General features: G+C 41.1%; 12 protein-coding genes and 5 tRNA genes. 13 read left to right on the forward strand and 4 right to left on the reverse strand.

Annotated features, from left to right (window positions below; genetic code table 11):
* The first annotated feature begins 8 nt into the window (after nt 1–8).
* The 5 genes from FC83_RS07405 to FC83_RS07425 all read left to right on the forward strand — a co-directional run bounded on the left by FC83_RS07405 (nt 9) and on the right by FC83_RS07425 (nt 461).
* Nucleotides 9–79: transfer RNA gene (locus FC83_RS07405), tRNA-Trp, on the forward strand.
* Nucleotides 80–90: 11 nt separating this feature from the next.
* Nucleotides 91–163 (forward strand) — tRNA-His (locus FC83_RS07410).
* Between the two features lie 9 nt (nt 164–172).
* Nucleotides 173–244, forward strand: a tRNA-Gln gene (locus FC83_RS07415).
* Nucleotides 245–282: 38 nt separating this feature from the next.
* A tRNA-Cys gene (locus tag FC83_RS07420) sits at nt 283–353 on the forward strand.
* Nucleotides 354–377: 24 nt separating this feature from the next.
* Nucleotides 378–461: transfer RNA gene (locus tag FC83_RS07425), tRNA-Leu, on the forward strand.
* Between the two features lie 388 nt (nt 462–849).
* On the opposite strand, the gene adhP is transcribed toward FC83_RS07425, so the two are convergent.
* The 4 genes from adhP to FC83_RS07440 all read right to left on the reverse strand — a co-directional run bounded on the left by adhP (nt 850) and on the right by FC83_RS07440 (nt 3,595).
* Nucleotides 850–1,869, reverse strand: coding sequence for an alcohol dehydrogenase AdhP (adhP, locus tag FC83_RS07430; protein WP_035456224.1), 1,020 nt, complete (start codon nt 1,867–1,869; stop codon nt 850–852).
* Nucleotides 1,870–2,154: 285 nt separating this feature from the next.
* Nucleotides 2,155–2,328: a DUF805 domain-containing protein gene (locus tag FC83_RS16910; RefSeq protein ID WP_081763229.1), complete on the reverse strand. Its 174-nt coding sequence runs from the start codon at nt 2,326–2,328 to the stop codon at nt 2,155–2,157.
* 82 nt (nt 2,329–2,410) lie between these two features.
* A complete protein-coding gene (locus FC83_RS07435; protein WP_035456223.1) occupies nt 2,411–2,632 on the reverse strand; it encodes a CsbD family protein in 222 nt (73 codons plus the stop codon).
* 93 nt (nt 2,633–2,725) lie between these two features.
* Nucleotides 2,726–3,595: an alpha/beta hydrolase gene (locus FC83_RS07440; protein WP_035456222.1), complete on the reverse strand. Its 870-nt coding sequence runs from the start codon at nt 3,593–3,595 to the stop codon at nt 2,726–2,728.
* Between the two features lie 104 nt (nt 3,596–3,699).
* On the opposite strand from FC83_RS07440, the gene FC83_RS07445 reads away from it, so the two are divergent.
* The 8 genes from FC83_RS07445 (at nt 3,700) to FC83_RS07480 (ending at nt 11,467) form a co-directional block, all read left to right on the forward strand.
* Complete coding sequence (locus tag FC83_RS07445; RefSeq protein WP_035456220.1) at nt 3,700–4,401, forward strand: hypothetical protein; 702 nt, start codon at nt 3,700–3,702, stop codon at nt 4,399–4,401.
* Nucleotides 4,402–4,412: 11 nt separating this feature from the next.
* Entirely contained in the window at nt 4,413–4,784 is a 372-nt protein-coding gene (locus tag FC83_RS07450) for a hypothetical protein (protein WP_035456218.1), read from the forward strand.
* Nucleotides 4,785–4,910: 126 nt separating this feature from the next.
* On the forward strand, nt 4,911–6,101 hold the full coding sequence (locus FC83_RS07455; protein ID WP_035456215.1) for a glycosyltransferase family 4 protein: 1,191 nt from the start codon (nt 4,911–4,913) through the stop codon (nt 6,099–6,101).
* The gene (locus tag FC83_RS07460; RefSeq protein WP_057002585.1) at nt 6,098–7,153 is read left to right on the forward strand and encodes a glycosyltransferase family 4 protein; all 1,056 of its coding nucleotides are present in this window, start codon (nt 6,098–6,100) and stop codon (nt 7,151–7,153) included. Before FC83_RS07455 ends, FC83_RS07460 begins: the two co-directional genes overlap by 4 nt.
* Before the next feature lie 8 nt (nt 7,154–7,161).
* Nucleotides 7,162–8,178, forward strand: coding sequence for a lysylphosphatidylglycerol synthase transmembrane domain-containing protein (locus FC83_RS07465; protein ID WP_035456213.1), 1,017 nt, complete (start codon nt 7,162–7,164; stop codon nt 8,176–8,178).
* Nucleotides 8,179–8,368: 190 nt separating this feature from the next.
* Nucleotides 8,369–8,602: a YkuJ family protein gene (locus tag FC83_RS07470; protein WP_035456211.1), complete on the forward strand. Its 234-nt coding sequence runs from the start codon at nt 8,369–8,371 to the stop codon at nt 8,600–8,602.
* Nucleotides 8,603–8,791: 189 nt separating this feature from the next.
* A complete protein-coding gene (locus FC83_RS07475) occupies nt 8,792–10,846 on the forward strand; it encodes an LTA synthase family protein (protein WP_057002586.1) in 2,055 nt (684 codons plus the stop codon).
* A 165-nt stretch (nt 10,847–11,011) separates the two neighbouring features.
* The gene (locus FC83_RS07480) at nt 11,012–11,467 is read left to right on the forward strand and encodes a Fur family transcriptional regulator (protein WP_035456209.1); all 456 of its coding nucleotides are present in this window, start codon (nt 11,012–11,014) and stop codon (nt 11,465–11,467) included.
* Nucleotides 11,468–11,638: the final 171 nt, after the last annotated feature.

Consider the following 11,638-nt stretch of genomic DNA (forward strand, 5'->3'; position numbering starts at 1 on the left):
ATATTTATAGGGATATAGTTTAAAGGTAGAACTACGGTCTCCAAAACCGTCAGTGTGGGTTCAATTCCTACTATCCCTGCTTTTGTAATGGCGGTATTGGTGAAGTGGTTAACACACCGGTTTGTGGCACCGGCACACGTGGGTTCGATCCCCACATACCGCCCTGTATTATTGGGTTATAGCCAAGCGGTAAGGCAACGGACTTTGACTCCGTCATGCGCTGGTTCGAATCCAGCTAACCCAATTCCAATCTTATTGATTGGTGGATTTGAATTTTTTTATGGCGGTATAGCCAAGTGGTAAGGCAGAGGTCTGCAAAACCTTCATCACCGGTTCAAATCCGGTTACCGCCTTTTAAGGCGAAACTATCTTAATATGCCGGTGTGGCGGAATTGGCAGACGCGCGGGATTCAAAATCCCGTGTCCGCAAGGACGTATCGGTTCGACCCCGATCACCGGTATCATAAGTTTTTCTAGCGTAGGTTAGAAAAATACATCGCTTTGACGTTGCTTATGCAGCGTCTTTTTTTGTAGCCACTTTTAGTTAAAGTGATTAGCTTACTCAGCAGTAGAAGTCCGCACCATGGCATATCCGTAGTTGAAGCCTGTCTGAGCGCCTCTGCAAAATAGGAGGGCCGCCCTTAAGGAAAAGGGTGCTTAAAGCTTACAACGATGGGTTAAACAGTCACTGAGCAGCCTCTAACCAATGCCGGCGTATCAATTAAGTTAAAAACGTGCGCAGTTAATCAAGGACTGGGTCGAATCAAAAATTTGACAGACAAAAATCCCCAGGAAAATTTCCCAGGGATTTTCTGAAATAGATAATAGCTTTTGCTTCAAAGTGATTGATTATTCTTTCGTGAAATCGATGACCATTCTGCCGACGATTTTATTATTCTTCATGTCGGTAATAATATCATTGATTTCGCTTAGCCGACGGGTATGCACGATTGGATGAACTTTACCTTCAGCACCAAATTGGAAAGTTTCTTTTAAGTCTTGGCGTGTACCAACTAATGAACCAGCAACTTGAATGCCATCTAAGACAGTTTTACCAATGTTTAAGGACATATCACCCAATGGTAAGGCAACGGCCACTAAACGACCATCTGGCCGCAATGCGTTGACAGATTGATTGAAAGCTGCAGTGGTAACTGCCGTGACGATTGAGTTACGTACGCCACCAACTTTTGCTTGAATCTGTTCTGCAACGTCAGGATCATGGCGATTGATTAAGATATCAGCACCATTTTCTTTAGCAGCTGCTAATTTGTCAGGATTACCATCAACGGCAATAACATGTGCACCAAAAACGTTTTTAGCATATTGCACGGCGATATTACCTAAGCCACCGGCGCCGACGATTTCCACCCAATCGCCAGGTTTTGTATCGCCAACTTTTAAGGCTTTGTAAGTGGTGACACCAGCACAGGTCAAAGAGGTTGCTTCAACTGGGTCTAAGCCATCAGGCACTTTAACCGCATAATTGGCATCCACGATAACTTGTTGGGCCATCGCGCCATCTACTGTGAATCCAGCATTCTTGACGTTACGGCAAAGGGTTTCTCTACCAGTGTTGCAATATTCGCAATTGCCACAACCACTAAAGAACCAAGCAATGGATACACGATCACCGACTTTTAAGCTGGTGACATCATCCGCGATTTGAGACACAATACCCACACCTTCATGACCAATAATACGACCAGGGAATTTCCCATAGTCACCGGCCATCACGTGTAGATCCGTGTGACACAGGCCACAGTATTCTACATCAACTAATGCTTCCCCATGATGGATGGGGCGTAGGGTAACGTCTTTAATATCAACATACCCATCGACTGGGTCACGTACTACAGCAGCTTTCATTTTGCAAGTCCTCTCTTTAGTAAGCGTTTACATGGTTCACAATGAATATTATAGTCTTGATTCTAATAAACGACAAGTTTTTATTTGAACATAATATTATTTAGGTGATATCCCTAAAAAGCTGTTAAAAGGGTGTACTTAATGCTGGAACTATGCTTATATAAGGATTGTGAAATTTAGTTGCCCAAAATTAAGTAGTGTAAATGATAATTTTTCATACGAAAATTCAATTAGGAGATTCTAGGCAAGAAAAAAGAGCCCTAAAGGACTCTTTTTACCCAATGCTTAACGCCAGCGGGAATTGCGTTTTGTTGGGAGAAGCATCAAGATGAATAAACAGATGTTGCCGACGAAGGGGAGTAGAACTAACAATACCCACCAACCGCGGCGATCCGTATCATGTAAGCGACGGATCCGGACCGTTAACACATCGATCCAAACCAAAGCGCCAATGATCATTGCTGTTTTTGTGCACAATTTGAATGAACATGTCTAGCAACAAAATAGCAGGGCTATAAAAGCCCTGCTGTAAAATAGTGCTTTATTTGTCTTTGTGACTATCTTTAAATTTATCAACCAATTCGTTGGCTTTTTCAGCGACATCTTCTTTGAGATCGCTAAAAGTTTCTTTAGCTTTCCCCAAAGCTTGTTTGCCCTTGCCCTTTGCTTCGGTTTCGGAGTCGCCAGTGAGTTTGCCGGCACCCTCTTGAATCTTGCCGGTCAATTGATCCTTTTTAGCAGCCAACTTGTCTTTATCACTCATAATATTGCCTCCTTAGTATGAATTAACTTAATTATACTGGGTTCAAAGGATTATTGCTGGAATCTGAATCAAAAACACAATTTTAGTTGCTGCCTATTTAGAAAATAGGAATTTAATGATAGCCCGATCAACGGCGGCATTCTCGTGGAGTTGACTATGCTGGGCTTTTTTACCCTTAAATTCTAGTTCTTGATAGGACTTAGCCCGAGGACTGACCAGGTATTTCAGGGCCTTAGAGGAATTGTTTTGGACGCGACCATCGGAATGGCTACCATCTTCTAAATTGCCATAGATGTTTAAAATCGCCAAGTTTGTGGGTAAATCAGTACGGAGCTTGGTAAGCTTTTTAAATTCTGGACTCATTGTTTCCGGTTTGCCGGTTTTAGACAAAGGTGAGTTGCTGATATTATTGCCGCCAAAACCCCTGAGGCCATTATAAATACCCGCCATGGAAACATACTTTTGCAGTTTAGGCAATTTTGTATCCTGACCATAATCATATAGGTAATCAATTGTATTGACTGTCCCCCGGGAATGGGCCACGATATTAAATGCTTTGATATGATACTTCTTTTGTAGTAAAATCACCACACTCTTGATCCAACGGGGGCCATCAGCCTCATTGTGACTGCGGTTATTTTTGAACAGCACCTGTACCAGCGGATTGACTTGCTGATTGTCCCACTTGCCCTGTAAGGTGACTTGACCATCAGCCTGGACTGTCGCGGTGAATACTTTTTTACCAGCGTTACTTTTTTCAACGGCGGCGATCATATGGTTGCTAGAACCAGGCCCACCGCCAAAGCCGTGGATATATAAGGTGGGTGTGTTACTATATACATACTTAGTGTCATTTTTTTGCAAATTTGCGGATTTAACATTATGATAGTAAAACATAAGACTCAGCAGTAAAATTAAGATGGCGGCTAGGGCACCCCAAATAATAGATTTATGTTTGATCATAGGCCTTATACTCCATTCCTCAATATAAATCTATTATAGCTTATAGTTTGGTTTATGTTGCTTTGAACGCTCTAGATAAAATTTTAGGACAGGGGCGAACAATTTTGAGTAAGCGTAAGAGAAGACGTCGTTTCACAAACATTGGTGAATACATTAGTGCTGACGAACTGCGGACCTATATTGAACATGCTGACAAGGGTAATTTAGATTTCTTGACAGCACTGATTGCCACCAGACGCCAGGATATTCTGGCTAAAGAAGGCGCAATGGAATTCCCAATTTACCAACGTTTGGAAAAGAAACTTGATACGATCGAAACAAAAATCAAAACGGTTATTAAAGTTGAAAATGGTGTGGACGTGGGCACTGGCAATGAGTTGACCCCTAGTTTCTTATATGGCTATTTTCAAGATTATCCAACTGATGCTTACTTTGAGGCTTACAGCCAATGGCAAAAAACGATTAAAGACTTAAATCAGCTCCAAGACAAAATCGGGGCTATTATAGAAGTCCGTGAGAAAATTCGAAAATCCGGTTTTGACATTGTAAAAACTCGCTTTAGCCAACGTAGTCTAAGTACCTATTTGGATATTCCAGCGCGCCAGGCTAATGCCTTTAATGTGGTATTCGGACGACGTTATGACATGAGTCGGCTCCAATCATTGATTTGGCGAGATCCAACTAAGATTTCGCCAGAGCAAACATTTTCGGTGCGTATTTCAGATCACATTAATGATACATTTTACAATCAATCTACGGGGCAGCGTCAAAGTTATCGCCAAGCAGATGTGAATATATATATTTAGGAGATTTTTAAATGAGTGAGTCAAGGTACTACCAGCCCAAGGACAGTAAAGACGCCATGCGCTACGTTGAGGGCCTTTTTAATCAATATAGCGATGCACCACTGACGGATGCTATTTTGCAATACAATCAAAAATTGATGCGTTATCTGCAACAAGATGTGGCCCAAGAGGCTTTGCGAGAAGGCCAGCCTAACCGGCAAAAGACAGCCTTACAAATGGCTGATATCATGGGACAGTGGCAAAGGGCGCGCTTGTTGGGCAAGCCTTTCATTGGTAAAATGAAGGGCTTTAAAATTAAGCGCAACAGCCATACCCGCTACCACGTAGATCAAGGCCGGCGAAAGAATCGCCAGCCAACGATGCGTAAAACTATGCATAAATAGAAATCAGCCTTTGGGCGTATTAATTTTAAGATAAGAATTGGTACAATAATCTATGACAAATTGCATAATTTCATGATTGTCTCTATAATTAATCTAGTATTCTTAAGCGAAGGAGGGAAGAGATAAATGAATATCGGTTTATTTACGGATACTTACTTCCCACAAATAAGTGGTGTTGCCACTTCGATTAAGACATTGAAAGATATTCTAGAAACGAAGGGACATTCAGTCTATATTTTTACGACAACAGATCCTAAGGTGGATAAGAATACAGAAGAACCCAACGTCTTTCGGTTTGCCAGCGTACCATTTGTCTCATTTACAGATCGGCGGATCGCTGTTAGGGGTCTTTTCCATGCGCTGGAAGTTGCCAAAGAATTAGATTTGGATATTGTGCATACACAAACGGAATTTTCCATGGGAATGATTGGCAAGTTTGTGGCAAAGAATTTAAAAATTCCTTGCGTACATACGTATCACACCATGTATGAAGACTATCTTCATTATGTCTTGAATGGTAAGCTATTGCGACCGTCACATGTTAAACAGTTTACCCGGATGTATTTAACTCATTTAACGGCGGTGGTTGCGCCCAGTGAGCGGGTATTAAGAACACTACAACGTTACAAGATCAAAGTGCCAATTAAAATCATTCCCACTGGTATTGACTTGAAACGGTTTGAAGCACCAGTTACAGAAGACATTCGTACCACTTATCAGATTGGCAGTCGACACTTATTGTTGTCTTTGAGTCGTTTAGGGCAAGAGAAGCGCTTGGATCAATTGATTACGGCCATGCCGCAAATTGTGGCCCGTTGTCCCGATGCTTATTTGCTGATTGTCGGGGATGGTCCAGCCCGTGATGATTTAGAGGCGCTGGTGCACAGCTTAGACTTAGCGGATTATGTAGGTTTTACGGGGGAAATTTCGCATGAAAATGTGGGGAATTTCTATCATGCTGCCGATGTATTTGTGTCGGCTAGTGATTCTGAGACCCAGGGCCTGACATTTGATGAGGCCTTAGCTGCGGGATTAAAGTGTGTCGTTTATGCGGAGCCTTACGTCAGTCGGCTTTTTGATGATCCATCTGTAGGTGCAACCTTCACGACCTCTGAAGAAATGGTGAATCAAATCGTCCAATATTTGTTACACCCAGCAGCTTTTAATGACTATCAACTACGTCAAAAGAAGCTTTACGAAATATCCTCTGATAATTTTGGTGAACGCATTTTAGATTTTTATCATATGGCCCAGTCAATTTATATTGATTCCGATGATGAAGCCGACGAATTATCAGATAAGGAGTTTTTAAAGTGATTCACATTAATATGTTTTCTTCAGCAGATAAGGTTGCTGGCCAAGGGGTCGGCAGCGCTTACTTAGAGCTCATGGGATTATTAAAGCAATATGGGCAACAGCATTTCAAAGTCACCGTTAATAAATTTGGTGCCGCGGATATCAGCCATTATCATACGATTGACCCGCAGTTTTTTGTGTCCACTTTTTCAAAAAAGCGGGGACGTAAAATTGGCTATGTCCATTTTCTGCCAGAAACGATCCATGGCAGTTTGAAGTTGCCAAAGCTTTTTGAAAAGATATTTGATAAATACATCATTGCCTTTTATAAACGGATGGATCAGATCGTGGTGGTCAATCCGATTTTTATTGAGAAATTAGTGCAGTACGGGATTCCCCGGCAAAAGGTGGCTTATATTCCAAATTTCGTTTCCAAATCTGAATTTTATCCCCAATCTGATACTAAAAAAGCATTAACACGCGGTAAATTGGGAATTGATTTAGATCGCTTTGTGGTGTTTGGCGATGGTCAAGTTCAAAAACGTAAAGGCATTGATGACTTTGTGACCCTGGCAAAACGCCATCCAGAAATCACCTTCGTTTGGGCTGGCGGCTTCTCTTTTGGCAAAATCACTGATGGTTATGAGCATTATAAAAAAATCGTTGCTGACCCGCCGGTTAATTTGTTGTTCACCGGGATCGTTCCCCGCAAGGAACTAGTGGACTATTACAATATGTGCAACTTGTTTTTGCTGCCGTCTTACGACGAACTTTTCCCTATGTCCGTTTTAGAGGCATTTAGTTGCGGGACACCGGTCTTATTACGGGATCTGCCCCTTTATCAAGCTATCATTGCCGGTTTTTATGCTAAGGGGCGTGATGTAGATGATTTGGAGGCACAAATTCTGCAAATCAAAGCGGATTTTGAGCAACAAGCGCATTTACACCGCTTGGCTTTAAAGGCAGCCGATAAATTCTCTGAAGAACATCTTGCTAAAATATGGCAGGATTTTTATGAGATGCAGGCCCAAAATAAACCATCACAATTGGTGGCTGACTTGCTTAAAAACTAGGAGACCATATGACAAGAAAAAATAAGTTGATACTGGTTATAATGTTTGTCGTTGGTTTTGCAATCTTTTGGTGGGAAGCTCGTACCATCAAGCTCCAAACGCTGATTGCCAGCTTTCAATCCTTACATTTTGGTTGGCTCATATTAGCTGCTTTAATCATGCTGTTGTCCTTAATGCTTGAAGGGAAGACACTGCAGATTCTATTACGGGGACGCGTGGCTTATTTTCCCTACCGTAATGCGTTGCGTATTCCTCTGATCGAGCAGTTGTTCAATAGTATCACGCCCTTTTCGTCAGGGGGGCAGCCAGCACAACTCATTGCCATGATGCAGTCAGGTATCGAAGCTGGGCAAGCCAGCTCGGTTTTGCTCATGAAATTTATTATTTATCAAATGATGGTCCTGATTAATTTTGTCTTAACCATGGTATTTGGCTTTCATGAGATCATGACGCGTTTTAAGGGAATCGCTATTTTGATTTTGGCAGGTTTCACATTGCACGTGGTGGTGATCATTGGCCTGTTGTTAGTGATGTATCAATATCGCTTGACTAAGAAATTACTCAGTTGGCTAACGATTCCCCTCGCTTGGTTTATGAAACCAGAACGTGTTCAGCGCTTTAAGGACAATATGGATGAGAAAGTAGACACTTTTTACGCCGAAAGTGTACATTTGAAGCGGGAAAAAAAGAAAGTCCTGATTGCTTGTGCCTTAACGCTAGTCCAACTACTGCTTTACTACTCGATTCCTTACTTTGTGATCTTGTCTTTGGGCCAGACCCATGTGAATTTTCTCAGTGTGATTGCGATGCATATTATGATCGTTATCATCACGTCCATCTTTCCAATCCCTGGGGGGACTGGGGGCGCGGAGTATAGTTTCAAGACTTTGTTTGCGGTTTTCATTGTTTCGCCAAGCAAGCTGGTGATTGGCATGCTCTTATGGCGACTGATCACATATTATTTGGGGATGGTTTTTGGTATCGTTGCTTTAGCCATTCCAGTCAAGAAACGTAAAACGTCGTAACGTAAGTTTTAAAAGCTGGTGGTGATGTGATTTCAAACCTGGTTTGAAGTCAGGTCACTTTTTTTATTGGGACTAGGTTTTTTAATGCGCAGTGGATATCGTAAAAACTGCAAATAAATGTAAAAAAATACTGCGCTCACGCCATTTTTTTGGTAAACTTCTAGTGTAGTTACTTAAGGAGGCCTTTTTAATGGAAAAGTCACAGTTAGTCGCAATCATTAAACGCTTAGAGGCAATGCAAGCGGATACTTCTGGTGAAGTTCAAACTCGACGCTTCGAAACGAATGGTGTAGAAAAAGGCTTAGTTTCTTTTGATCCTAAATCCAGCATTTACACATTAGAAGAACTTAGTACACATCAAACATTCGATTTTGATAACATTGATTTAACCGCAATCGAAATTTTTGATTTATTAGGGGATTAAGATGCCTGCTTGCAGACCCTTAATCCAATAAGTAAGACAGAGGCTGGCAAAAAGGTTCGTTCCTGCCGCCTTATTTTTTTGTTTACATGTAATTCATAAAAAATTCATACATTACCGGTATATTACAATGAGCTATGACCGTAAATAGTGGCTCCAATTTAAAAATACTTTTCGGAGGCTTTGTTAATTATGAAAAAAGTTGGCCAAAAAATTCGTGGGGCTTTCAATACACGAATTGGTTTCTTCATTTTAGCCATTGCTTTATTTTGGTTAAAAACTTGGTGGGCTTATCTCAGTAAATTTAATTTAGGTGCAAAGGGTTCTGTTCAAAACTTACTGCTTATGATCAACCCTATTCCTACGGCTATTTTACTGTTTGGGATCGCACTGTATTTGACCGGACGAAAGTCATACATTTTTTTAATGATTATTGATTTTTTGACCTCTTTTTGGTTATTCGCCAATGTGCTTTACTATCGAGAGTTCTCCGATTTTCTGAGTATTAACTTGATTAAGGGCTCTGGGGCAGTTTCCAATAATTTAGGCAAAAGTATTATCGGGATTTTAGATCCATCGGATTTTTTGATTTTCTTGGATGTTTTAATTTTGGTTTTACTGTTAGCCTTTAAATTAATCCGCATGGATATAAGGCCATTGAAAAAACGTTATGCCATGACGGTTAGTGCCTTGGCAGTGGTATTTTTTGGTTTCAATTTATCCTTTGCCCAACACGATCGTTCTGGCTTGTTGACACGGACCTTTGATAACAACTACATTGTGAAATACTTGGGATTGAATGCCTATACGGTTTATGATGGGGTCAAAACGGCCAATGCCAATGCGGCTAAAAACAATGCCAACGCCAGTGATTTAAAATCAGTCCAGGCTTATCTAAAGCAAAACCAAGTACCGTTAAGCGCGGAGTATGGTGGTGTGGCTAAAGGGAAGAACGTCATTATCTTCCATTTGGAGAGTTTTCAGCAGTTTTTGATTGATTTTAAGTGGGATGGCCAAGAAGTCACACCGAACCTCAATAAAATCTATCATGCCAGTGATACACTGAGTTTTGATAATTTCTTCAACCAAGTCGGCACCGGTAAGACTGCCGATGCGGAGATGATGCTTGAAAACTCTCTATTTGGTTTAGCCGAAGGGCCAGCGATGGTGCAATATGGTACGACGAATACGTTCCAAGCAGCACCGGCTATTTTTAATCAAAATGGGTATACTTCTGCAGCATTTCATGGGGATGTCCCAAGTTTTTGGAACCGGGATAACGCCTATAAGTCTTGGGGCTACAACTATTTCTTTAGTTCGTCTTATTATCAGCAAAAATCCGACTACAGCATTGGTTACGGGCTTAAAGATAAGATCTTTTTGAAGGATTCTGCGCAGTATCTGCAACAATTGCCGCAACCCTTCTACGCTAAGTTGATCACGGTTACCAATCACTATCCTTATTTGTTGGATAAAGAAAACCAATCGATTGCTAAAACGGATACTGGCGATAGTACTGTGGATGGTTATGTCCAAACGGCTAAGTATTTGGATCAGTCAGTTGGTGAGTTTATGGATTGGTTAGATGCCTCTGGTCTGGCCAAGAATACGATGATCGTTTTTTATGGCGACCACTATGGTATTTCAGGGAATCATAAGAAGGCTGTCGCCAAATTATTGGGGAAGGATTCCTTTAATAATTTTGACAACGCCCAGTTCCAACGGGTACCATTGATGATTCACATGCCGGGCTTAAAGGGTGGCATTAACCATACCTATGGTGGTGAAATCGATGTCTTGCCAACACTTTTGAATTTAACGGGCATTAAAGATACGGATTCGATTCAATTTGGGCAGGATTTGTTATCGCCACAAAGAAATCAGACAGTGGCCTTTAGAAATGGGGATTTTGTCTCCCCAGACTACACGAAAGTTGGCAGTACGTACTATAATACGAAGTCAGGGGAGATCATCAAAGATCCCGCCGCGCCAGTTAAGACCACATTAGATGAGCTGACCAATCACGTGGCGACTGAATTGTCGTTATCTGATAGTGTGATCACTGGCGACTTGTTACGTTTTTATGAACCTGCTTGGTTTAAGAAAGTAGATAAGACTAAGTACTCCTATAAGAAGTCTAAAGCGTTAAAGACCTTAAAGGCAGATGCGAATAAGGATACTTTAGAAAAACAGGACGGTAAGTCCACTGAAGATCTTTACAAGACCGATGCACCTGAACTCAAATAAGTAAATAAAGCGTTGGGGATAAAATATTTTTTTATCCCTAGCGTTTTTTTGTTGCATCTGGCTTTTAATGTGTTATGGTGGCATCAAGAGAAGTCTTTGAAAACTTGAATCCTTAGGTTAAAGGCTGTATATTGTTAGTAACTTTTAAAAAGATAGGTGAATGGAATGAATCGTGAGGCCATTGAAGAGTCTCTGAATAAATTGCGCAAGCACGGTGTACGGATTACACCACAGCGAGAAGCCGTTTTACAATATCTTGTGCAAAGCAGTGAACATCCGACTGCCGATGAGATTTATAAAGATTTAGCACCTAAGTTTCCAAAAATTAGTGTTGCCACAGTGTATAATAATTTACGTTTGTTAACTCGCCTGGGAATTGTTGAAGAAATGTCTTATGGTGACAATTCATCACGGTTTGATTTTGCTGAGACTAAACATTATCATGCAGTTTGCGAAAGATGCGGTCGCATTGTAGATGTTTTCTTCCCTGATTTTGATCAGGTGGATACGGTTGCTGAGAATTTGACTGGATTTCAAGTCAGTGGTCATCGCCTAGAGGTATATGGCTTATGCCCGCAATGCCAGGCAGAATTAGCTGCTGATCAAAAAATTGCAAATTAGTGTTGACGGCCATTTGTTTTTTTGGTAATATATTTCTTGCGCACAAATAGTGAAACAGAATTTGTGCGGCATAAAAAAGAAGTTCGAAAAAATGCTTGACATTAATTGAGCCTCTTGGTAAGATATAAAAGTTGTCGTCGCGTGCTAAGCGATGTATAAAAATTCAAAAAT

Origin of the sequence: Agrilactobacillus composti DSM 18527 = JCM 14202, assembly GCF_001436375.1 — a bacterium.
Classification (GTDB): Bacteria; Bacillota; Bacilli; order Lactobacillales; family Lactobacillaceae; genus Agrilactobacillus; species Agrilactobacillus composti.

Excerpts from the sequence above, each read along its gene's own strand:
- adhP (WP_035456224.1), bottom strand. The coding sequence starts at position 1,869 with ATGAAAGCTGCTGTAGTACGTGACCCAGTCGATGGGTATGTTGATATT.
- FC83_RS16910 (WP_081763229.1), bottom strand. The coding sequence starts at position 2,328 with ATGATCATTGGCGCTTTGGTTTGGATCGATGTGTTAACGGTCCGGATC.
- FC83_RS07435 (WP_035456223.1), bottom strand. The coding sequence starts at position 2,632 with ATGAGTGATAAAGACAAGTTGGCTGCTAAAAAGGATCAATTGACCGGC.
- FC83_RS07440 (WP_035456222.1), bottom strand. The coding sequence starts at position 3,595 with ATGATCAAACATAAATCTATTATTTGGGGTGCCCTAGCCGCCATCTTA.
- FC83_RS07450 (WP_035456218.1), top strand. The coding sequence starts at position 4,413 with ATGAGTGAGTCAAGGTACTACCAGCCCAAGGACAGTAAAGACGCCATG.
- FC83_RS07455 (WP_035456215.1), top strand. The coding sequence starts at position 4,911 with ATGAATATCGGTTTATTTACGGATACTTACTTCCCACAAATAAGTGGT.
- FC83_RS07465 (WP_035456213.1), top strand. The coding sequence starts at position 7,162 with ATGACAAGAAAAAATAAGTTGATACTGGTTATAATGTTTGTCGTTGGT.
- FC83_RS07470 (WP_035456211.1), top strand. The coding sequence starts at position 8,369 with ATGGAAAAGTCACAGTTAGTCGCAATCATTAAACGCTTAGAGGCAATG.
- FC83_RS07475 (WP_057002586.1), top strand. The coding sequence starts at position 8,792 with ATGAAAAAAGTTGGCCAAAAAATTCGTGGGGCTTTCAATACACGAATT.
- FC83_RS07480 (WP_035456209.1), top strand. The coding sequence starts at position 11,012 with ATGAATCGTGAGGCCATTGAAGAGTCTCTGAATAAATTGCGCAAGCAC.